Below are 21212 nucleotides of genomic sequence, written 5' to 3' on the forward strand. Positions count from 1 at the left end.
AAGGTGCAAGGACCGCAGATCACGGAGGAAACGATGTCGAACCCACTGAAGAAGACCATGGTGTACCTCGGGCTCGCCGACGATGATCTCGAGTACGAGCAGCAGCACGCTGCCCAGGCCGAGCCCACGCAGCAGGCCGAGCCTCGCCGGGCGGAACGTCCTGAGCGCGCAGAGCGGGTCGAGCGCGTCGAGAAGGCCGCTCCCGTGACCCCGCTGCGCAAGCCGGTCCCGGTCCGTCAGCCGGTCGCCCCGAGCTCCGACCTCAACGAGATCCTCACGGTGCACCCCAAGCAGTACCGCGACGCTCAGATCATCGCCGAGAGCTTCCGCGACGGTGTGCCGGTCATCATCAACCTCTCCCAGATGAGCGACGGCGACGCCCGACGCCTCATCGACTTCGCCAGTGGCCTCTCACAGGGCCTCTACGGGAAGATCGAGCGAGTGACGAGCAAGGTCTTCCTGCTCTCGCCCGAACACGTCGCCGTTTCCGGCGACAACGGGCAGGGTGCACCGGAAGCGACCGAGGCGACCTTCTTCGCTCAGTCATAATCGAGGGGTGGCTTCTCTCATCTCCGTGATCGGCACGATCCTCTATCTCGCGCTGCTCCTGTACTTCTTCGTCCTCTGGGCGCGGTTCATCCTCGACCTGGCTCGGGTGCTCCGCCCGCAGTGGCGACCGTCGGGCGTCGGCCTGGTCCTCGCCGAGCTGAGTTTCACGGTAACCGACCCGCCGATCCGGTTCTTCCGCCGCGTCCTGCCGCGCGTCGCGGTCGGTCCCGTCGCGCTCGACTTCGGTTGGACGCTGACGATGCTGTGTTGCATCATCGCGATGACGCTCGTCCAGCTCCTGTAGCCGCCGACGTCGATGCCCGCGCAGGGTTCACGACGATTGTGCGGCTACGATAGAACGCCCGTCACCTGACGGGAAGCTCCGACGCTGACAACATGTCTCACCCACTGGGTCAGACTTTGCTAGCGTGGGGGCGTTGTACACAGATTTTCGATTCGACAGTGAAGGTGGTTCGCTATGGCGCTCACTCCCGAAGACGTGGTCCAGAAGCGGTTTCAGCAGACCAAGTTCCGCGAAGGCTACGACCAGGACGAGGTGGACGACTTCCTCGACGAGGTCGTCGTCGAACTGCGTCGCCTCATCCAGGAGAAGGACGAGGTCCAGCAGAAGCTGACCGCGGCCGAGGCCAAGGTCGCCGAGCTGCAGAAGGGCGGCTCCTCCGCTCCCGCCGCGCTCGCGAAGGCTGAGCCCGCTCCCGCACCGGCTCCGGTCGTCGCACCCGCGGCGGCTCCTGCCGCCGAGTCGACCGACAACACGGCCGAGAGCTCCAACAACCTCCTGCAGCTGGCGCGCCGCCTGCACGACGAGCACGTCGCAGAGGGCGCTCAGCGTCGCGACGCACTCATCGCCGAAGGTCACGCGACCGCAGCACGTGTCGTCGCCGAGGCCGAGGCCAAGCAGCGCGCACAGATGCAGATCCTCGAGCAGGAGCGCTCCGTGCTGGAGCACAAGATCGACGAGCTGCGCAACTTCGAGCGTGAGTACCGCTCGCAGCTCCGCAGCTACATCGAGGGTCAGCTGAAGGACCTCGACGCCTCGTCGTCGAGCTCCGCTCCTGATGCGAAGTCCGGCGTCACCGCCGACAGCGCAGCGGTCTAGCGCAGACACCCGGTTGTCTCCCGCATCACCGTCGAAGGCCAGCGCCAGGACTCTCGCAGTCCTGGCGCTGGTTGCCGTCGTGGCCTATTCGGCCGATCAGTTCACGAAGTTCCTCGTCACCACCAACCTGACGGTCGGTGAGTCCGTCCCCGTCTTCGGGCAGGCGCTGGTCCTGTACTTCGTCAAGAATTCGGGTGCCGCCTTCTCGCTGGGGGCGGGTTACACCTGGATCTTCTCGATCCTCGCCGCGGTGGTCGTCGTCGTCATCGTCTGGTTCGCGCGCCGCATCCGTTCGCGCGCCTGGGCGATCGTCTTCGGTCTGCTCCTCGGCGGCGTGCTCGGCAACCTGACCGACCGCCTCTTCCGCGAGCCGTCCTTCGGCCTCGGCCACGTCGTCGACTTCATCTCGACGCCCTGGATGCTCCCCGCGATCTACAACGTCGCCGACATCTGCATCGTGGTCAGCATGGCGCTGTTCATCCTTCTGACGCTCTTCGGCGTCAACCTCGACGGCACGCGCACGACGCGCGCGAGCGAGCGGGCAGCCCAGGAGGCGGAGGACCGTGAGGCTGCAGCAGACACGGACCCCCTCGATCCCGCGGAGCCCGGCGACGCGAGCCCGGACGCAGGTCGCCGGTGAACGAGTCCCGCAGTCTGTACGTCCCCGACGGACTCGACGGCGAGCGCGTCGACGCCGGACTCGCCAAGCTCCTGGGCTTCTCGCGCAGCTATGCGGCCGAGGTGGCCGTGGCCGGCGGAGTGGCCATGAACGGGAAGTCGGTCGACAAGTCCGATCGCCTGCTCGGAGGCGCCTGGCTCGAGATCGAATGGACGCCTCGACGGGAGGCCGTGATCGTCCCGATCGCGGTCCCCGACCTCGGCATCGTCCACGACGACGACGAGATCGTCGTCGTCGACAAGCCTGCGGGCGTCGCGGCGCATCCCTCGGTCGGTTGGGAGGGACCGACGGTGCTCGGTGCCCTTGCGGCTGCGGGCTTCCGCATCTCGACCTCCGGAGCCGCCGAGCGCGCGGGCATCGTCCATCGGCTGGACGCCGGGACGAGCGGCCTCATGGTCGTCGCGAAGACCGAGCGGGCCTACACCTGGCTCAAGCGGGCCTTCCACGACCGCGAGGTCGAGAAGATCTACCGCGCTGTGGTGCAGGGGCACCCCGATCCACTCGCGGGCACCATCGACGGACCGATCGGCCGCCATCCGCGTCACGACTGGCGGTTCGCCGTGACCGCCGACGGCAAGCCGTCGATCACCCACTACGAGACGCTCGAGGCGTTCCCGTACGCCTCGCTGCTCGAGGTGCACCTGGAGACCGGCCGCACCCACCAGATCCGCGTGCACATGGCGGCCCAGCGGCACCCCTGCGTCGGCGACACGATGTACGGAGCCGACGCTGCGCTCTCAGCGCGGCTGGGGCTCACCCGCCAGTGGCTCCACGCCACGAAGCTGGGGTTCGCCCACCCGGCCACGGGGGAGTTCGTGCGGTTCGAGGCTGCCTATCCGGCGGACCTCCAGCACGCCCTGTCCGTGCTCGAACTCGACTGAGCCGACGCCCAGCCCTCCCGTCGCCATGCGTGACGACGTCGCAGGAGTCGACCGTCAGCGGTGACGGTTAGGCTGGATCACAGACCACCTCGGCGTCCGCGCCGAACCCCACAGCACGATCCCCGGAGGCGCCGTCCGTGCCCACGTCCACCGATTCGTTCGTCCATCTGCACGTCCACAGCGAGTATTCGATGCTCGACGGAGCAGCCCGCGTGAAGCCGCTCATCCAGGCCGCGGTCGAGCAGGGCATGCCCGCCGTCGCCGTGACCGACCACGGCAACATGTTCGGCGCCTTCGACTTCTGGCGCACGGCGACCGATGCCGGGATCAAGCCGATCATCGGGACCGAGGCGTACATCACCCCGGGGACCGCGCGCGGTGACCGGACGCGGATCAAGTGGGGCGACGGCGGGGGAGACGACGTCTCCGGCGCCGGCGCCTACACGCACATGACCTTGCTCTCGGAGACGACCGAGGGGATGCACAACCTCTTCCGGCTCTCGTCGAAGGCGTCGATCGAGGGGTACTACTTCAAGCCGCGCATGGACCGGGAGATCCTGAGCCAGTACAGCGCCGGTCTCATCGCGACGACCGGCTGCCCGAGCGGCGAGGTGCAGACGAGACTCCGTCTCGGCCAGTACGACGAAGCGGTCAAGGCCGCTGCGGACTTCCGCGACATCTTCGGCGCGGAGAACTACTTCTGCGAGATCATGGACCACGGGCTCGGGATCGAGCGCCGGATCATGGCCGATCTCATCAGGCTGTCGAAAGACCTCGGTCTCCCGCTCCTCGCGACGAACGACCTCCACTACACGCACGCCGCGGACGCCAAAGCGCACGCCGCCCTCCTCTGCGTGCAGTCCGGTTCCACGCTCAACGACCCGAACCGCTTCAAGTTCGACGCCGACGAGTTCTACCTGAAGTCCGCGGATGAGATGCGCCGGCTGTTCCGCGAGTACCCCGAGGCGTGCGACAACACCCTCGCGATCGCCGAGCGGTGCGACGTCGCCTTCGACACCTCGGCCAACTACATGCCGCGGTTCCCCGTGCCGGAGGGCGAGAACGAGGAGAGCTGGTTCATCAAGGAGGTCGAGACCGGGCTGAACCTGCGGTACCCGAACGGGATCCCCGCCGACGTCCGGGAACGGGCGAACTACGAGACGCGTGTCATCGTGCAGATGGGTTTCCCCGGGTACTTCCTCGTCGTCGCCGACTTCATCCAGTGGTCGAAGCGCAACGGCATCCGCGTCGGGCCCGGTCGTGGTTCCGGTGCGGGGTCCATGGCGGCGTACGCGATGCAGATCACCGACCTCGACCCACTCCGCCACGGGCTCATCTTCGAGCGGTTCCTCAACCCCGACCGCGTGTCGATGCCCGACTTCGACGTCGACTTCGACGACCGCCGACGCGGCGAGGTCATCAAGTACGTCACCGAGAAGTACGGCGACGAGCGCGTCGCGCAGATCGTCACGTACGGCACCATCAAGGCCAAGCAGGCGCTCAAGGACTCGTCGCGCGTCCTCGGCTTCCCGTTCGGCATGGGCGACAAGCTGACGAAGGCGATGCCGCCGGCGGTCATGGGCAAGGACATCCCGCTCGAGGGCATCCTCGACACCAAGCACCCGCGGTACAAGGAGGCGGTCGACCTCCGTGGCATCCTCGACACCGACCCGGAGGCCCGGACCGTCTTCGAGACCGCGCTCGGCATCGAGAACCTGAAGCGTCAGTGGGGCGTGCACGCGGCCGGCGTGATCATGTCGAGCGACCCGCTCATCGACATCATCCCGATCATGAAGCGCGAGCAGGACGGCCAGATCGTCACGCAGTTCGACTACCCGGCGTGCGAGTCCCTCGGATTGATCAAGATGGACTTCCTCGGGTTGCGCAACCTGACGATCATCAACGACGCCCTCGACAACATCAAGAGCAACCGCGATCTCGACCTCGTCCTCGAGGATCTCGAGCTCGACGACCGCGGCGCCTACGAACTCCTGTCCCGAGGCGACACCCTCGGGGTGTTCCAACTCGACGGCGGACCGATGCGCGCGCTGCTGCGCCTCATGAAGCCCGACAACTTCGAGGACATCTCGGCGCTGATCGCCCTGTACCGGCCCGGGCCGATGGGCGCGAACTCGCACACGAACTACGCGCTGCGGAAGAACGGCCTGCAGGAGATCACCCCGATCCATCCGCAGCTCGAGGAACCGCTCTCCGAGATCCTGTCGACGAGCTACGGCCTCATCATCTATCAGGAGCAGGTGATGGCGATCGCGCAGAAGGTCGCCGGCTTCTCCCTCGGACAGGCCGACATCCTCCGTCGTGCGATGGGCAAGAAGAAGAAGTCCGAACTGGACAAGCAGTTCGAGGGCTTCTCCGGCGGCATGGTCGCGAACGGCTTCTCGATGGAGGCCGTCAACAAGCTGTGGGAGATCCTCCTCCCGTTCTCGGACTACGCCTTCAACAAAGCGCACTCCGCCGCCTACGGGGTCATCTCCTACTGGACGGCGTACCTCAAGGCGCACTACCCGGCCGAGTACATGGCCGGTCTGCTGACGAGTGTCGGCGATTCCAAGGACAAGATGGCGCTCTACCTCAACGAGTGCCGCCGCATGGGGATCCAGGTCCTGCCGCCCGACGTCAACGAGTCCATCGGGTTCTTCGCCGCAGTCGGGGAGGACATCCGGTTCGGTCTGGGTGCCGTCCGCAACGTCGGTTCGAACGTCGTGGAGCTGATCCGGCAGGCACGCGAGCGCGAGGGCCGGTTCACCTCCTTCCACGACTTCCTCCGCAAGGTGCCGCTGCCGGTGGCGAACAAGCGGACCATCGAGTCGCTCATCAAGGCCGGCGCGTTCGACTCCATGGGCGACAGCAGACGTGCGCTCTACGAGATCCACGAGGACGCCGTCGACTCGGTCGTGAAGGACAAGCGTGCCGAGGCGTCCGGGAGCATCGGCTTCGACTTCGACAGCCTGTTCGCCGAGGTCGGCGAGGTGCCGCTCGCGAGCGTCCCCGCGCGTCCCGACTGGAGCAAGCGCGACAAGCTCAACTTCGAGCGGGAGATGCTGGGGCTGTACGTCTCGGACCACCCGCTGGCCGGACTCGAGATCGAGTTGGCGAAGCACGCCACGACGACCATCACCGACCTCATGACCTCCGAGGGCATGGACGGCGAGACCGTCGTGATCTCGGGGCTCGTCACGAGTGTCCAGCATCGGATCGCCAAGGCCTCCGGCAACCAGTACGGCATGATCCAGGTCGAGGACTTCGGCGGCGAGATGACCGCCATGTTCATGGGCAAGGCGTATCAGGAGTTCGCCTCCGAACTCGTCGGCGACTCGATCGTGGTGGTCCGCGGACGGGTCAGTGTCCGAGACGACGGGATGAACCTCCACGCGTACAGCATCTTCTCGCCCGAACTGCCAGAGGCCGGTGCCGACCGCATGCTCCAGCTGTCGATGGCGGACGCCCGGGCGACGACCGAGACGGTGACCACGCTCAGCGACGTCCTGACGCGGCACGCCGGGTCGACCGAGGTCCGGTTGAAGCTCATCCGAGGCGAGATCGCGCGGGTGTTCGAGCTGCCCCATCGCGTCAGTCTCTCGTCCGGACTCTTCGGCGAGCTGAAGTCCCTGCTCGGCCCGAACTGTCTCGGCTGACCCCGCTGGGGCGCTGGCGGCAGCCGGGACGGACCGCTGCGGACGATAGGCTGTGACGGCCATGATCACCACCATTGACCTCAGGGGAGTGCGGCCGAGCCGCACCGAGCTCCTGGACATGCTGCCCCGTCCCGTCGTCGACATCACCGCGGCAGCGCATGCCGCTCAGACGCTGATCGACGACGTCCGAGCGGACGGTTCCGAGGCCCTCTCGGCGCAGGCGGACCGGTTCGACGGGGGACGCCCTGAGCGGATCCGCGTCCCACAGGCCGAGATCGACGCCGCCGTCACGGCACTCGAGCCGGCCGTGCGCGCCGCGCTCGTGGAGGCCATCGACCGGGTCCGGACCGCCACGAGAGCGCAGGTCCCGCCGGAGCGTACGACCGAACTCGGCGACGGCGCGACCGTCGTGCAGCGCTGGGCCCCGGTCGGTCGCGTCGGCCTCTACGTCCCGGGCGGGAAGGCCGTCTACCCCTCGAGTGTGGTCATGAACGTCGTGCCGGCCCAGGAGGCCGGCGTCGGTTCCGTGGCGCTCGCTTCGCCCCCGCAGCGCGAGTTCGGCGGGCGCGTCCACCCGACGATCCTCGGCGCCGCCGGGCTGCTCGGGGTGACCGAGGTCTACGCCATGGGTGGTGCCGGAGCGATCGGTGCGTTCGCCTACGGAGTACCCGACCTCGCCCTCGATCCTGTCGACGTCGTGACCGGCCCGGGCAACATCTTCGTGGCGGCCGCCAAGCGCCTCGTGAAGGGGCAGGTGGGGATCGATGCCGAGGCTGGGACCACCGAGATCCTGGTCATCGCGGACGCCGGCGCCGATGCCCGGCTCGTCGCGGCCGACCTCGTGAGCCAGGCGGAACACGACGAGGCGGCGGCATCGCTGCTCGTCACCGACAGCGCGACGCTCGCGACCGCGGTGGAGGAGTGGCTGCAGCGGTACGCCGCAGGCACGCGTCACGGATCGCGCGTCGTCGAGGCCCTGGGCGGACCGCAGTCGGCGATCGTGCTCGTCGACGACCTGGAGGCGGCCGTGGCGTTCAGCAACGCGTACGGGCCGGAGCACCTCGAGGTGCAGACGCGCGACCCGGAGTCGCTCCTCGGCTCCATCACGAACGCCGGCGCGATCTTCCTCGGCGATCACACCCCGGTGAGCCTCGGAGACTACCTGGCCGGGTCGAACCACGTCCTCCCGACGGGCGGCCAGGCGCGGTTCTCCTCGGGCCTCGGAGCGTTCACCTTCCTCCGGCCGCAGCAGGTCGTCCGGTACGACGAACCGGCGCTCCGCGAGGTCTCGGCCCACATCGTGGCCCTCTCGGGCTCGGAGGACCTGCCGGCGCACGGCGAGGCGGTGACGGCCCGCTTCGGGCTCGTCGATGCCGAGATCCGTGCGGCCGACGACACCACCGCCCCCACCGCCCCCGAGGGAGCCCGCTGATGTACTGCCCGTTCTGCCGCCACCCTGACTCCCGGGTGATCGACTCCCGCACCAGCGACGACGGACTCGCCATCCGCCGACGTCGGCAGTGCCCTGAGTGCGGGAGGCGCTTCAGCACCATGGAGACCTCGAGTCTGGGTGTGATCAAGCGTTCCGGCGTGGTTGAGCCCTTCAGCCGGGAGAAGGTCGTGAGCGGTGTCCGCAAGGCTTGCCAGGGTCGCCCGGTGACGGACTCGGACCTCGCCGTCCTGGCTCAGCGGGTGGAGGAGTCCATCCGCGCCACCGGCGCGTCGCAGATCGACGCGAACGACATCGGTCTGGCGATCCTCGCGCCGTTGCGGGAGCTGGACGAGGTCGCGTACCTCCGCTTCGCCAGTGTCTACCAGGCCTTCGAATCGCTCGACGACTTCGAGTCCGCGATCGCGCTGCTCCGCGTCGAGCACGCTTCCGGTGCCGCCCCCGTGCCGTCCGAGGAGCTCTGAGCCGTGTACCGCTTCCTCTTCGCCCAGGTGCTGTCCAAGCTCGATCCCGAACGCGCACACCACCTGGCCTTCGACGTCATCCGCGCGCTTCCCGCGACCGGCCTCGGCCCCGCCATCAGGCGCTGGACGCTGCCGCGACTCGACCAGTCGGTGGAGACGCTGGGGCTGCGGTTCGAGACCCCGTTCGGTGTCGCCGCCGGTTTCGACAAGGACGGCAAGGGCGTCCTCGGTCTCGGACTCCTCGGGTTCGGCCATGTCGAGGTGGGCACGATCACGGCGATCCCGCAGCCGGGCAATCCCAAGCCCCGACTGTTCCGACTCATCGCCGATCGGGCGGTCGTCAACCGCATGGGCTTCAACAACGGCGGAGCCGACCAGGCCAGGCGTCGGCTCGAACGGACCGCACGGGTGAGCCGCCGACCCGTCCTCGGCGTGAACATCGGCAAGAGCCGTGTCGTGGACGTCGCCGACGCCACGGCCGACTACGTCCGGAGCGCGACGCTCCTCGCGCCCGTGGCCGACTACCTCGTGGTCAACGTCAGCTCGCCGAACACCCCGGGACTCCGAGGCCTCCAGGAGCTCGACCAGCTCGCGCCGCTGCTCGAGGCCGTCCGTGCCGCCGCCGGTTCGACGCCGTTGCTCGTCAAGATCGCACCCGACCTCAGCGATGCGGAGGTCGACCGCATCGCAGAGCTGGTCGTGGAACTCGGCCTGGACGGCGTCATCGCGACGAACACGACCATCTCGCGCGACGGACTGACCACCGATCCCGCCATCGTCGAGGCGGCCGGGGCCGGTGGACTGTCCGGAGCACCGCTGGCCGCCCGCTCGCTCGTCGTCCTGCGGCGCATCCGGGCCATCGTGCCCCCGGAGTTGTGCGTCATCTCGGTCGGAGGCGTCGACACCGCCGAAGACGTCCAGGAGCGCTTGGACGCGGGAGCAACCCTGGTGCAGGGCTACACGGCGTTCCTCTACCGCGGGCCGCTCTGGGCGAGGCACATCAACCGCGGGCTCGACCGACTGGCTCGGAACGCCCGCTGAGCGGCACCACCCGCCATCGACGACGAACGCCCGCCGGTCTTGGACCGGCGGGCGTTCGGTTTCGCGGGACTACTTGTTGGGGAACTGACCGCGCTTGACCTGCGGCTTCGGCAGACGGAGCGGGCGCAGCTGCAGCGCGCGCATGGCGGCGTACCAGCGCACGCCTCGCTCGTCCTGCCCGAACTTCGCCCGCAGCGCCTTCCGGACGCGGAAGCCGAGGAAGAAGCAGTCGGCGATCGCGATGATGAAGAACACCCAGAGGGTGAGCATGCCGTAGACCTGGATCTCGGGCACCGGCATGAACGTCAGGATGATCACGAGGAACATCACCGGGATCATGAACTCACCGATGTTGAACCGGGCGTCGACGTAGTCGCGGACGAACTTCTTCTGCGGGCCGCGCTCGCGTGCCGGGAGGAACTTGTCGTCGCCGGCGGCCATGCCGGCCTGCGCCCGCCGCCGTGCCTCGGCCTGCTGCGCCTTCGCCGCCTTCGAGGCCTCCTTGCGGTCGGAGGGGACGAGTGGACGCTTGTTCTGCGCCTCGCGTTCCGCCCGGGACGGGGTCGGTCGACCCTTCGCCTCCTTGGCGCCGCGGGCGAGGCGCTCAGCCGTCTGCGCTGCGGTCTCGACGATCGGCTCTGATGCCGGGGTGCTCTGCTGTTTGGCCACGATGGAACGTCCTTGATTCGGGGATTCCCTTAAGATTACTCGCATGACGACAGGTACCACGACGGAATCGACCCAAGACCCACGCAACGACCAGGAAGTCCTCGATCGGCTGCGCGAATCCGTCGCCGGTGCGTTGCCGTCGTCGATAGCCGATCTGTCGGCGCTCGTCCGTATCCCCTCGGTGTCGTGGTCGGCGTTCGACGCGGCCGAGGTGACGCGGAGTGCCGAGGCGGTCGCGGAGCTCGCACGCGGTCTCGGTGTCTTCGACGAGGTCTCGGTGCGGCGGTCCGCCATTGACGGCGGAGCGGAGCTCGGGCAGCCCGCCGTGCTGGCCCGCCGCGAACCACGGAACGGCCGACCGACCGTGCTGCTCTACGCGCACCACGACGTCCAGCCCCCCGGAAGCGACGACAAGTGGGACTCGCCGCCGTTCGAGCCGACCGTCCGTGACGGCCGCATCTACGGACGGGGCGCGGCTGACGACAAGGCCGGCGTCATGTCCCACATCGCCGCGATCCGAGCCGTCACCGAGGTCCTCGGTTCCGACCTCGACCTCGGTATCGTGCTGTTCATCGAGGGCGAGGAGGAGTTCGGCTCGCGGTCCTTCGGTTCCTTCCTGGAGGAGCACCGCGACACCCTCGCTGCGGACGTGATCGTCGTCGCCGACAGCGACAACTGGGACGAGCGGACGCCGGCGCTGACGATCGGTCTGCGCGGCAACGTCACGTTCCGGCTGCGCGTGAAGACCCTCGACCACGCCTCCCACTCCGGGATGCTCGGGGGAGCGGTGCCGGACGCGATGCTGGCCGCGGTCACCCTGCTCGCGACACTGTGGGACGCGGACGGTTCGGTGGCGGTCGCCGGACTCACCTCGCACGACGCCGTCACCCCGGAGTTCGACGAGGCGCAGCTCCGCGCCGAGTCAGGTCTGTCCGAGGGGGTCACGCCGATCGGACGCGGCTCGATCCTCAGCCGGATCTGGTCGCAGCCCGCGATCACCGTCACGGGCATCGACGCACCGTCGGTGGCCAACGCCTCGAACACGCTCATCCCGGAGGTGTCGGTTCGCATCAGTGCGCGGATCGCCCCCGGGCAGGATCCGGCCGAGGCCTACCGTGCACTCGAGGCCCACCTCCTCGCCAACAGCCCGTTCGGCGCGCAGCTGACGATCGACGAGGTCGACCAGGGGAGCCCGTTCCTCGTGGACACGAGCGGTTGGGCCGTCGCCGAGGCGAAGCGCGCCATGGCCGACGCCTGGGAGGTCGAGCCCGTGGAGACGGGTGTCGGCGGATCGATCCCGTTCATCGCCGACCTCGTCCGGGTCTTCCCGGACGCCCAGATCCTCGTCACCGGTGTCGAGGACCCGCACTCGCGCGCCCACAGCCCGAACGAGTCGCTGCACCTCGGCGTCTTCCAGAAGGCGATCCTCACAGAGGCGGTGCTCCTCGCTCGCCTGGCGGCCGCACCCCGTCCGTCCTCGGACGCGTAGACGCGACGGACGCGCCGCCGCACTTCCAGGGGTGCGTCCGTCGCGGCAGGCGGTAGAATCTCACACAGGCGTCGACCCGGCGCCGCCAGACCTCGCGAGGAGCATCATGAGCGACACCATCCTGACCGAGACCAAGATCGACGCGGCTCACGGCGTCGGCCTGTCCGACACGGCGGCGCAGAAGGTCAAGAGCCTCCTCGAGCAGGAGGGTCGCGACGACCTCCGTCTCCGCGTGGCCGTGCAGCCGGGTGGATGCTCGGGCCTCATCTACCAGCTGTACTTCGACGAGCGCATGCTCGACGGCGACGCCACGGTCGACTTCGACGGCGTCGAGGTCATCGTCGACAAGATGAGCGTCCCCTACCTCGACGGCGCCAAGATCGACTTCGAGGACACCATCCAGAAGCAGGGGTTCACCATCGACAACCCCAACGCCGAGGGCAGCTGCGCCTGCGGCGACAGCTTCCACTGAGCCAGATTCTTCCTGAAGGGGAAATTGCCCGGTCCCGGGTGGTTTCCCCTTCGTCATTCCGGTCACGATCCCGCACCGCGGACGCGAATGGTCCGGCGTTCACCGCCCATCCCCACTAGACTGGGGGGCGATCCACAGGTGTGTATTCGAAAGGTTTCAGAGGTGCGCTCGACTCGTCGTCTCAGATGGGCTGCCATTCCGGTCGCAGCCACACTCGCCATAGTCCTGGCGGGTTGTACGCAGGCGGAACTGCATGGTTACCTGCCGGGATTCGTCGAGGGCGAATCTCCCGTCACGAACCATACGGACCGCATCGCGGGCCTGTGGGTGACGGCATGGCTGGTGCTGCTCGCAGTCGGCGTCATCACGTGGGGGCTCATCATCTGGGCCGTCATCGTGTACCGACGCCGCAAGGGGCAGACCGGTCTCCCGGTCCAGCTGCGGTACAACATGCCGATCGAGATCTTCTACACGATCGTCCCGCTCATCCTGGTGCTCGGCTTCTTCGCCTTCACGGCGCGCGACCAGAACGCGATCGAGACCCAGTACGAGGATCCCGACGTGGCCATCGAGGTCTTCGCCAAGCAGTGGGCGTGGGACTTCGTGTACGACGAGGCCGTCGACGGCCAGGACGTCTGGACCGCAGGCGTGCAGGCCGATGAGAAGCCCGGTGGCGTCATCGACCAGGACGCACTCCCCACGCTCTACCTGCCCGTCGGCAAGACGGTGAAGATCGCGCTGCAGTCGCGCGACGTCATCCACTCCTTCTGGGTCATCGACTTCCTCTACAAGAAGGACATGATCCCGGGCAAGACGAACTACATGTCCTTCACCCCTGAGCGCGAGGGCACGTACGCCGGCAAGTGCGCCGAGCTCTGCGGCGAGTACCACTCGCTCATGCTCTTCAACGTGAAGGTCGTCTCGCAGGCCGAGTACGACAAGCACCTCGAAGACCTGGCCGAGTCGGGCAACATCGGCGACTACGGCACGGCATACGACCGCAACAGCAACCTCCCCGGCACCAAGGCGCCGGCAGGTCTCGAAGAGCACGGAGACGGGGAATGACCTCCACCACGCTTCCCGCAGGCCAGGCGAGCGTCGTCGGACGCACGTCGGTCGAGCGCAAGGGCAACATCCTGGTCAAGTGGATCACCTCCACCGACCACAAGACCATCGGGTACATGTACCTGATCGCCTCGTTCATCTTCTTCTGCCTCGGCGGCGTGATGGCGCTCATCATCCGCGCCCAGCTCTTCGAGCCCGGCGGCACGATCGTGGAGACCAAGGAGCAGTACAACCAGCTCTTCACGATGCACGGCACGATCATGCTCCTCATGTTCGCGACGCCGCTCTTCGCAGGGTTCGCGAACGCGCTCATGCCGCTGCAGATCGGCGCACCGGACGTCGCCTTCCCGCGACTGAACGCCTTCGCGTTCTGGCTCTACGCCTTCGGTAGCCTCATCGCCGTCGGTGGCTTCCTCACCCCGCAGGGTGCCGCCGCCTTCGGCTGGTTCGCCTATGCGCCACTGTCGAGTACGACGTTCTCGCCAGGGCTCGGAGGCAATCTCTGGGTCCTCGGACTGGCGCTCAGCGGCTTCGGCACCATCCTCGGTGGCGTCAACTTCATCACCACGATCATCACGATGCGCGCCCCCGGCATGACGATGTTCCGCATGCCGATCTTCACGTGGAACGTCCTCGTGACGTCCATCCTCGTCCTGATGGCGTTCCCGGTGCTCGCGGCGGCCCTCTTCGGCCTTGCCGCGGACCGCGTGTTCGACGCCCACATCTACGACGCGGCCAACGGCGGCGTCATCCTGTGGCAGCACCTGTTCTGGTTCTTCGGGCACCCCGAGGTCTACATCATCGCGCTGCCGTTCTTCGGCATCGTGTCCGAGATCTTCCCGGTGTTCAGCCGCAAGCCGATCTTCGGCTACAAGACCCTGATCTACGCGACGATCGCGATCGCGGCCCTCTCCGTGACGGTGTGGGCACACCACATGTACGTCACCGGATCGGTGCTCCTGCCGTTCTTCGCCCTCATGACGATGCTCATCGCGGTTCCGACCGGCGTGAAGATCTTCAACTGGCTGGGCACGATGTGGCGCGGTTCGGTGACCTTCGAGACCCCGATGCTCTGGTCGATCGGCTTCCTGATCACCTTCGTCTTCGGTGGACTCACCGGTGTCATCCTCGCTTCGCCGCCGCTCGACTTCCACGTCTCCGACTCCTACTTCGTCGTGGCGCACTTCCACTACGTCGTGTTCGGCACGGTCGTGTTCGCCATGTTCGCCGGCTTCTACTTCTGGTGGCCGAAGTGGACGGGTAAGATGCTCAACGAGAAGCTCGGCTACTGGCACTTCTGGCTGCTCTTCATCGGCTTCCACACGACGTTCCTCATCCAGCACTGGTTGGGCGTCATCGGGTTCCCGCGCCGCTACGCGACGTACTCGCCTGAGGACGGCTTCACCTGGATGAACCAGCTGTCGACCGTGGGCTCGTTCATCCTCGCCATCTCGCTGCTGCCCTTCTTCCTGAACGTGTACATCACGATCCGGAAGGCTCCTCGAGTCACCGAGGACGACCCGTGGGGGTACGGTGGATCGCTCGAGTGGGCGACCAGCTCGCCTCCGCCGCGTCACAACTTCGTCTCCATACCGCGCATCCGCTCGGAGCGCCCGGCCTTCGACCTCCACCACCCCGAGGTCGGTATCCCGGTCGGCGTCGGTCCCGCGAAGGACGCACCTGACGCACCCACGCTCGACATCGACGCCGGAAAGGTGAAGTAGCCGCCATGCGCGCCAATATCATCCTCTTCACGATCCTGACGGTGTTCTGCGCCCTCCTCTGTGCGGTCTACACGGTGTGGTCGCTCGTCGACCCGCTGCACGGCCGGGTCGAATGGGTCGGCACGGTCACCCTGGCTCTCGCCGCGATCCTGAGCGCCTTCCTCGGCTTCTACCTCAGCCGGGTGCACAAGAGCCAGGGTGCCGAGCTCCCCGAGGACACGCTGACGGCGAACATCGACGACGGCGACCCGGAGATCGGGCACTTCAGCCCGTGGAGCTGGTGGCCCATCATCCTCGCCGGTGCGTGTGGTCTGCTCGTACTCGGTCTGGCGGTCGGGTTCTGGATCGCGATCATCGGCATCCCGCTGGTCGTCATCGCGGTCGTCGGTTGGAACTACGAGTACTACCGCGGATACTTCGCACGCTGATGGTCGCCTCGTTCAGCATCCGTCGCGGTCAGCCCGACGACCGTTCAGCCGTCTTCGCGCTGGCCGGCCAGCTGATCACCGGGTCCATCCCTCCTGCGGCGGACGACTTCATGGCCGCGTACAACAACGTCATGCGCCCTCGTGAAGACGAGACCAACGTGCTGTACGTCGCGGTCGACGAGGCGAACCGCGTTGTCGGATACACCCTGATGACGGTGTCGCGGCTGCTGCATGCGGCCGGCCTGACCGCCCACCTGCAGGAGCTCGTCGTCGACGAGACCGCCCGCGGTGCCGGCATCGGATCGGCCCTCGTCGAGGCGAACGAGCACTATGCCGTCGAGCGCGGTGCGCGCCAGCTGACGATGTCCACCTCTCGAGCCGGCGACTTCTACCGTCGTCTCGGCTACAACGTGACTGCGGAGTTCTACAAGAAGATCCTCCCGCTGGGCTGATCCCCAAGCTGTCATCGAAGAGCCCCCGAGCCACCGCTCGGGGGCTTTTTCGTGTTCTGGTGCGCGCCTAGACGTGGAGAACAAGTAGCTGGCAAGGTGTGGGGACCGCCCCTGAAGGTCGTGAGCGTCACCCTTCGGTTCGTCGAGAGTTCACGGTGGCAGCCGTATTCAGGTGACACCCCCCCTCACGCCTTGTAGACCGGGGGAGCGCCCGTCGGTCCCTGAGGCTGTCGAGAGGCACACGCCGCCCTCAGCGGACTCAGCGTGCGTGCGAACAGACCTGGCGTAGGCCGTTCCCCGGTCCCTGAGCCCGTCGACGGGCAGGCGTCGTCCGGTGGCTCCTCTGTACGGTCCCGATCAGCCTGTGACGGGAACGTCGGATCCGAAGCCGGTCGACAGGCTCACATCGTCTGCGGTCGCGCAGGAAGGGCGGTGTACCGCGGTGAGCGATCACAGGTCTCCGAAGCTTGTCGACGTGCTCATACCGCCGCAGCGGCCTTCCGCGCCCGGAGAGCGGGGGAGCGGGATCGCACGGACCTCCATTGTCGCCGCGTCGTGTCGCAGCACGGTTCCACGAATCCCCGCCGCAGAACGACGAAAGCCCCGCAGTCCGTGAGGACTGCGGGGCTTTCCAGTGGGATCCGCCTAGTGGTGGTCGCCGTGGGAACGTTCGATCTCCGTGTTCGTGACGGGAGCGATCCGATCCTCGAAGAACCAGCGGGACATCGCGGCGCGAGCCTTCTGGACACCGGTGATCTTGCCCTTGGCGTTCGGACGGATCATCAACGGCTTGTGGTCGTCGTAGCTCGCGAGGCGCCAGCGCTCGTACTCGTCGACGGGCTCGTGGACCTCGATGAACTCGCCACCGGGGAGGCGGACGATGCGCCCGGTCTCGTAGCCGTGGAGGAGGATCTCGCGATCCTTCTTCTGCAGCGCCAGGCAGGTGCGCTTCGCGATGAAGTAGGCGATGAACGGTCCGAGGATGAGGATCGCCTGCAGCGTGTGGATCACGCCCTCCATCGTCACCTTGAAGTGGGTGGCGATGATGTCCGAGCTCGCAGCAGCCCAGAGGGCGGCGTAGAAGGTGACACCGGCAGCACCGATCGCGGTGCGGGTCGGCGCGTTGCGCGGACGGTCGAGGATGTGGTGCTCGCGCTTGTCACCCGTGATCCACGCCTCGACGAACGGGTAGATGAACACCGTGACGATGAACAGACCCAGGACGAGGACGGGAAGGATGATGTTGAACGAGAACGTGTGATCCCAGAGGACGAACTCGAGGTGTGGCGGAACCAGCCGGAGCGCGCCGTCGGCGAACCCGATGTACCAGTCAGGCTGCGTACCTGCCGAGACCGGGGAGGGGTCGTATGGCCCGTAGTTCCAGATCGGGTTGATCGTGAACAGCGAGGCGATGAGCATCACGACACCGAAGACGATGAAGAAGAAGCCACCGGCCTTCGCCGCGTAGACGGGGAGGACGGGGAATCCGACCACGTTCTGCTCGGTGCGACCGGCGCCCGGGAACTGCGTGTGCTTGTGCACGACGACGAACACCAGGTGCAGGGCGATGAAGAGCAGCACCAGCGCCGGCAGGAGCAGGATGTGGAGCGTGTAGAGGCGGCCGACGATGTCGGTGCCCGGGAACTCTCCACCGAACAGCAGGAAGGTCGTCCACGTACCGATGATGGGCAGACCCTTCACCATGCCGTCGATGATCCGCAGACCGTTACCGGAGAGCAGGTCGTCGGGCAGCGAGTATCCGGTGAAGCCCTCGGCCATGGCGAGGATGAACAGGACGAAACCGATCACCCAGTTCAGCTCACGCGGCTTGCGGAACGCACCGGTGAAGAAGATGCGCAGCATGTGCAGGCCGATGGATGCCACGAACAGCAGGGCAGCCCAGTGGTGCACCTGACGCATCAGGAGGCCGCCGCGGATGTCGAAGGAGATGTCGAGCGTCGACGCCATGGCGACGGACATCTCGATGTTCTTCAGCGGGACGAAGGACCCGTCGTAGTGGACCTCCGCCATCGATGCCTGGAAGAAGAAGGTGAGGAAGGAGCCCGACAGCAGGATGATGACGAAGCTGTAGAGCGCGACCTCGCCGAGGAGGAACGACCAGTGGTCGGGGAAGATCTTGCGGCCGAACTCCTTGACGGCGACCGAGATGGACGTCCGCTCTTCGAGGTAGTTCGCTGCAGCGCCGGTGAATCCACCGGAGCTCTTCGCCGGAGCGGCCTTGGCCTGCTCAGGGGCGCGTGTTGCGGTCGAGGTGCTCAATGACGCTCCCAGAAGCTCGGGCCGACAGGTTCGTGGAAGTCGCTCCGCGCGACGAGGTAACCCTCGTCGTCGACGGTGATCGGCAGCTGCGGAAGCGGCCGGGCGGCCGGTCCGAAGATGACCGCGCAGTGGTTCGTGACGTCGAACTGCGACTGGTGGCAGGGGCAGAGGAGGTGGTGCGTCTGCTGCTCGTAGAGCGCGACAGGGCAACCGACGTGCGTGCACACCTTGGAGTAGGCGACGATGCCGTCGTAGGACCAGTCCTTCTTGGACTCCTCCTCGACGAGGTCTTCGGGCTTCAGCCGCATGAGCAGCACGATCGCCTTCGCCTTCTCGTTGAGGACGTGGTCGGCCTCGTGGAGGTTCTCGGGGATCACGTGGAACGCGCTGCCGAGCGTCACGTCGGACGCCTTGATGGGCGTTCCGGAAGGGTCACGGGCGAGGCGCGTGCCTTCCTTCCACATCGTGTGCTGCATGAGCTCGACGGGGTCTTCGTCGTACGGCGCGAGGCCACGGAACAGCGCGATGCCCGGGAGCGGGAAGACGATGAGGGAACCGATGAGGCTGTTGCGGATGAGCGCGCGTCGACCGATGCCGGACTCGACGTTCGCCTGGTGCATGATCTCCACCGCGCGATCGCGGCTGACCTGGTTGCCGCCGACCTTGTGACGGTAGTCGATGCCTTCCTCGTCGTGCATGAGGGCCTTGCCCCAGTGCACGGCACCGATACCGATCGCGAGCAGGGCCAACGCCATGCCGAGACCGATGAACAGGTTGTTCAGACGGACCGAGGCGATGTCCTCGGGCTCGATCGGGAACGCCATGTAGGCGGCGACCGCCCAGACGCTGCCGGCGATCGACAGGTAGAAGAGGGTGTAGACGGCGCGCTCGGCCCGCTTGTCCTTCTTGGGGTCGAGGTCCGTGACGCGCTTCCGGTGGGGAGGCAGGCCGGGGTCGACGACGGCATCGCGGGAGATGACCCCGGTACCGGTCGCGACCTGCAGCTCCTGCCCGTGGGCGGACGGATCGGCAGACGAGTCGGCGGCTGGGTGACCCGAGCCGCTCGAGTTGTCGTGAGCCATGGTGCTCCTTCTTACGTGTTGTCGATCCGCGTCGGTCAGTTCGACTTCGCGGTGATCCAGACGGTGAGGGCCACGATCGAGCCGAGGCCGAAGATCCAGAGGAACAGGCCCTCGGAGACGGGGCCGAGCGAGCCGAGGTCGTTGCCGCCCGGTGACGGGTTCTTCTCCATGAACTTGAGCGCGGTGATGATGTCGCGCTTGTCCTCGGGGGAGAGGTTCATGTCGTTGAAGACGGGCATGTTCTGCGGGCCGGTGATCATGGCCTCGTAGATGTGGGCGGCGCTGACGCCGACGAGCGAGGGAGCGTACTTGCCCTCGGTCAGGGCGCCACCGGCGGCTGCGACGTTGTGGCACATCGCGCAGTTGATGCGGAACAGCTGGGCGCCGTTGGAGGCGTCGCCCTCGCCGTCGAGGTACTGCTCCTCGGGGATCTCCGGGCCGGGTGCGACCGAGGCGACGTAGGCCGCGAGGGAGGAGATCTGCTCCTCGGTGAACTGCACGGGCTTCTCCGGGGCCTGCGGGCCCTGGTTCTGCAGCGGCATCCGGCCGGTGCCGACCTGGAAGTCGACGGCGGCGGCACCGACGCCGAGGAGGCTCGGTCCGGCGGTCGTGCCCTGCATGTCGAGGCCGTGGCAGGTGGCGCAGTTCGCGGAGAAGAGCTTCTCGCCCTCGTCGACGGAGGCCTGCGACTTGGCGGCGGCGACGGGCTCGGCGCTGGCCGTGCTGACGCTGACGGCTGCGTAGGCGCCTCCGGTGACGAGGAGGCCGATCGCGAGCAGCGCCGCCGAGGCGAACGGGCTGCGGCGGCCACTCTTGCGCGTGGCACGGGCGGCCTTCTTGGACGCCTTGGTGGTCGTCGTCTGGGTGGGGTCAGTCTTCATGGAGGCAGTCATTCCGGGTCAGCGCAGGATGTAGATGACGAAGTAGAGGCCGATCCACACGACGTCGACGAAGTGCCAGTAGTACGAGACGACGATGGCACTCGTCGCCTCCTTGTGGCCGAATCGTTTGACGGCGTAGGCACGGCCGATCACGAGGAGGAAGGCGATGAGGCCGCCGGTCACGTGCAGGCCGTGGAAGCCGGTCGTGAGGTAGAACGCCGAGCCGTACGCGTTCGAGCTGAGGGAGATGCCCTCGCTGACGAGCGTCGCGTACTCGAGGATCTGGCCGGCGACGAACACGGCACCCAGGGCGTAGGTGAGGAAGAACCACTCGACCATGCCCCACTTGCGCGGGCTCCAGCCGGTCATGCGGGGCTGCATGCGCTCCGCTGCGAAGACGCCGAACTGGCACGTGAACGACGAGGACACGAGGATGATCGTGTTGATCGTCGAGTACGGGACGTTCAGGCGACCGGCCTCGGCCGCCCACAGTTCGGGAGCCATCGATCGCAGCGTGAAGTAGATCGCGAAGAGGCCGGCGAAGAACATGACCTCGCTGCCCAGCCAGACGATCGTTCCAACCGCGACCGTGTTCGGTCGGTTGATCCGGGGCGCGCTCGGCGCAAGGTTGATTGAGGTGCTCGTCACCCCTCCATTATGGCCGAAAGCCGGAGCGGTTTTTCGCATTTCGGCGGCGGCGAGCACGGTCGGATCAGTAAGGGTAGCCTTATTTCCTGACCGGGATCTTCGGTTCTGCTGCGGGATTCATGTGATCTTCGCCTCCACTGGCCGCTCGAGGCGTCGGCGAGTCGCGCTTGTAAGATCGTCGA

Annotated in this window: 20 protein-coding genes; 15 read left to right on the forward strand and 5 right to left on the reverse strand. The window is 67.1% G+C overall.

Annotation, left to right across the window (positions count from 1 at the left end):
- The first annotated feature begins 33 nt into the window (after positions 1 to 33).
- The 9 genes from AC4PMY_RS17670 to AC4PMY_RS17710 all read left to right on the forward strand — a co-directional run bounded on the left by AC4PMY_RS17670 (position 34) and on the right by AC4PMY_RS17710 (position 9840).
- A complete protein-coding gene (locus AC4PMY_RS17670; protein WP_064296992.1) occupies positions 34 to 549 on the forward strand; it encodes a cell division protein SepF in 516 nt (171 codons plus the stop codon).
- A 7-nt stretch (positions 550 to 556) separates the two neighbouring features.
- The gene (locus AC4PMY_RS17675; protein ID WP_064296991.1) at positions 557 to 853 is read left to right on the forward strand and encodes a YggT family protein; all 297 of its coding nucleotides are present in this window, start codon (positions 557 to 559) and stop codon (positions 851 to 853) included.
- A 174-nt stretch (positions 854 to 1027) separates the two neighbouring features.
- Positions 1028 to 1669, forward strand: a complete 642-nt coding sequence (locus AC4PMY_RS17680; protein WP_064296990.1) for a DivIVA domain-containing protein — start codon at positions 1028 to 1030, stop codon at positions 1667 to 1669.
- Complete coding sequence (lspA, locus tag AC4PMY_RS17685; protein WP_082916269.1) at positions 1629 to 2309, forward strand: signal peptidase II; 681 nt, start codon at positions 1629 to 1631, stop codon at positions 2307 to 2309. Before AC4PMY_RS17680 ends, lspA begins: the two co-directional genes overlap by 41 nt.
- A complete protein-coding gene (locus tag AC4PMY_RS17690; protein ID WP_064296988.1) occupies positions 2306 to 3229 on the forward strand; it encodes an RluA family pseudouridine synthase in 924 nt (307 codons plus the stop codon). Before lspA ends, AC4PMY_RS17690 begins: the two co-directional genes overlap by 4 nt.
- A 191-nt stretch (positions 3230 to 3420) precedes the next feature.
- The gene (dnaE, locus tag AC4PMY_RS17695) at positions 3421 to 6885 is read left to right on the forward strand and encodes a DNA polymerase III subunit alpha (protein WP_064297037.1); all 3465 of its coding nucleotides are present in this window, start codon (positions 3421 to 3423) and stop codon (positions 6883 to 6885) included.
- Between the two features lie 61 nt (positions 6886 to 6946).
- Positions 6947 to 8317, forward strand: coding sequence for a histidinol dehydrogenase (hisD, locus tag AC4PMY_RS17700; protein WP_064297036.1), 1371 nt, complete (start codon positions 6947 to 6949; stop codon positions 8315 to 8317).
- On the forward strand, positions 8317 to 8799 hold the full coding sequence (gene nrdR / locus AC4PMY_RS17705; RefSeq protein WP_064296987.1) for a transcriptional regulator NrdR: 483 nt from the start codon (positions 8317 to 8319) through the stop codon (positions 8797 to 8799). Before hisD ends, nrdR begins: the two co-directional genes overlap by 1 nt.
- A 3-nt stretch (positions 8800 to 8802) precedes the next feature.
- Positions 8803 to 9840, forward strand: a complete 1038-nt coding sequence (locus tag AC4PMY_RS17710; RefSeq protein WP_064296986.1) for a quinone-dependent dihydroorotate dehydrogenase — start codon at positions 8803 to 8805, stop codon at positions 9838 to 9840.
- A 69-nt stretch (positions 9841 to 9909) separates the two neighbouring features.
- On the opposite strand, the gene AC4PMY_RS17715 is transcribed toward AC4PMY_RS17710, so the two are convergent.
- A complete protein-coding gene (locus AC4PMY_RS17715; RefSeq protein ID WP_064296985.1) occupies positions 9910 to 10509 on the reverse strand; it encodes a DUF3043 domain-containing protein in 600 nt (199 codons plus the stop codon).
- A gap of 43 nt (positions 10510 to 10552) precedes the next feature.
- Here AC4PMY_RS17715 and AC4PMY_RS17720 point away from each other — a divergent pair, with 43 nt between their 5' ends.
- The 6 genes from AC4PMY_RS17720 to AC4PMY_RS17745 all read left to right on the forward strand — a co-directional run bounded on the left by AC4PMY_RS17720 (position 10553) and on the right by AC4PMY_RS17745 (position 16139).
- A complete protein-coding gene (locus AC4PMY_RS17720; protein WP_064296984.1) occupies positions 10553 to 11998 on the forward strand; it encodes a dipeptidase in 1446 nt (481 codons plus the stop codon).
- Positions 11999 to 12104: 106 nt separating this feature from the next.
- On the forward strand, positions 12105 to 12470 hold the full coding sequence (gene erpA, locus AC4PMY_RS17725; RefSeq protein WP_064296983.1) for an iron-sulfur cluster insertion protein ErpA: 366 nt from the start codon (positions 12105 to 12107) through the stop codon (positions 12468 to 12470).
- A 162-nt stretch (positions 12471 to 12632) separates the two neighbouring features.
- Positions 12633 to 13535: an aa3-type cytochrome oxidase subunit II gene (gene ctaC, locus AC4PMY_RS17730; protein WP_064296982.1), complete on the forward strand. Its 903-nt coding sequence runs from the start codon at positions 12633 to 12635 to the stop codon at positions 13533 to 13535.
- Entirely contained in the window at positions 13532 to 15259 is a 1728-nt protein-coding gene (gene ctaD / locus AC4PMY_RS17735; RefSeq protein WP_064296981.1) for an aa3-type cytochrome oxidase subunit I, read from the forward strand. The genes ctaC and ctaD overlap by 4 nt, the downstream gene beginning before the upstream one ends.
- A 5-nt stretch (positions 15260 to 15264) precedes the next feature.
- On the forward strand, positions 15265 to 15687 hold the full coding sequence (locus AC4PMY_RS17740; RefSeq protein ID WP_064296980.1) for a cytochrome c oxidase subunit 4: 423 nt from the start codon (positions 15265 to 15267) through the stop codon (positions 15685 to 15687).
- Entirely contained in the window at positions 15687 to 16139 is a 453-nt protein-coding gene (locus AC4PMY_RS17745; RefSeq protein ID WP_064296979.1) for a GNAT family N-acetyltransferase, read from the forward strand. Before AC4PMY_RS17740 ends, AC4PMY_RS17745 begins: the two co-directional genes overlap by 1 nt.
- Positions 16140 to 16784: 645 nt before the next feature.
- On the opposite strand, the gene qcrB is transcribed toward AC4PMY_RS17745, so the two are convergent.
- Genes qcrB through ctaE form a run of 4 tightly spaced genes read right to left on the reverse strand, consistent with a single transcriptional unit; the run spans position 16785 to position 21030 of the window.
- Positions 16785 to 18419 (reverse strand): cytochrome bc1 complex cytochrome b subunit, encoded by a 1635-nt coding sequence (gene qcrB / locus AC4PMY_RS17750; protein WP_064296978.1) that lies wholly within the window; start codon positions 18417 to 18419, stop codon positions 16785 to 16787.
- Positions 18416 to 19501 (reverse strand): cytochrome bc1 complex Rieske iron-sulfur subunit, encoded by a 1086-nt coding sequence (qcrA, locus tag AC4PMY_RS17755; protein ID WP_064296977.1) that lies wholly within the window; start codon positions 19499 to 19501, stop codon positions 18416 to 18418. Before qcrA ends, qcrB begins: the two co-directional genes overlap by 4 nt.
- Before the next feature lie 35 nt (positions 19502 to 19536).
- The gene (qcrC, locus tag AC4PMY_RS17760; RefSeq protein WP_064296976.1) at positions 19537 to 20382 is read right to left on the reverse strand and encodes a cytochrome bc1 complex diheme cytochrome c subunit; all 846 of its coding nucleotides are present in this window, start codon (positions 20380 to 20382) and stop codon (positions 19537 to 19539) included.
- 18 nt (positions 20383 to 20400) lie between these two features.
- The gene (gene ctaE / locus AC4PMY_RS17765) at positions 20401 to 21030 is read right to left on the reverse strand and encodes an aa3-type cytochrome oxidase subunit III (RefSeq protein ID WP_285039634.1); all 630 of its coding nucleotides are present in this window, start codon (positions 21028 to 21030) and stop codon (positions 20401 to 20403) included.
- Positions 21031 to 21212: the final 182 nt, after the last annotated feature.

Source organism: Plantibacter sp. MDV22-iso1 (genome assembly GCF_058408345.1).

Coding starts and splice junctions, on each gene's coding strand:
- AC4PMY_RS17670 (WP_064296992.1), top strand. CDS start 34: ATGTCGAACCCACTGAAGAAGACCATGGTGTACCTCGGGCTCGCCGAC.
- AC4PMY_RS17680 (WP_064296990.1), top strand. CDS start 1,028: ATGGCGCTCACTCCCGAAGACGTGGTCCAGAAGCGGTTTCAGCAGACC.
- qcrC (WP_064296976.1), bottom strand. CDS start 20,382: ATGAAGACTGACCCCACCCAGACGACGACCACCAAGGCGTCCAAGAAG.
- AC4PMY_RS17720 (WP_064296984.1), top strand. CDS start 10,553: ATGACGACAGGTACCACGACGGAATCGACCCAAGACCCACGCAACGAC.
- erpA (WP_064296983.1), top strand. CDS start 12,105: ATGAGCGACACCATCCTGACCGAGACCAAGATCGACGCGGCTCACGGC.
- nrdR (WP_064296987.1), top strand. CDS start 8,317: ATGTACTGCCCGTTCTGCCGCCACCCTGACTCCCGGGTGATCGACTCC.
- lspA (WP_082916269.1), top strand. CDS start 1,629: ATGCGAAGTCCGGCGTCACCGCCGACAGCGCAGCGGTCTAGCGCAGAC.
- AC4PMY_RS17740 (WP_064296980.1), top strand. CDS start 15,265: ATGCGCGCCAATATCATCCTCTTCACGATCCTGACGGTGTTCTGCGCC.
- dnaE (WP_064297037.1), top strand. CDS start 3,421: ATGCTCGACGGAGCAGCCCGCGTGAAGCCGCTCATCCAGGCCGCGGTC.
- qcrA (WP_064296977.1), bottom strand. CDS start 19,501: ATGGCTCACGACAACTCGAGCGGCTCGGGTCACCCAGCCGCCGACTCG.
- ctaD (WP_064296981.1), top strand. CDS start 13,532: ATGACCTCCACCACGCTTCCCGCAGGCCAGGCGAGCGTCGTCGGACGC.
- hisD (WP_064297036.1), top strand. CDS start 6,947: ATGATCACCACCATTGACCTCAGGGGAGTGCGGCCGAGCCGCACCGAG.
- AC4PMY_RS17745 (WP_064296979.1), top strand. CDS start 15,687: ATGGTCGCCTCGTTCAGCATCCGTCGCGGTCAGCCCGACGACCGTTCA.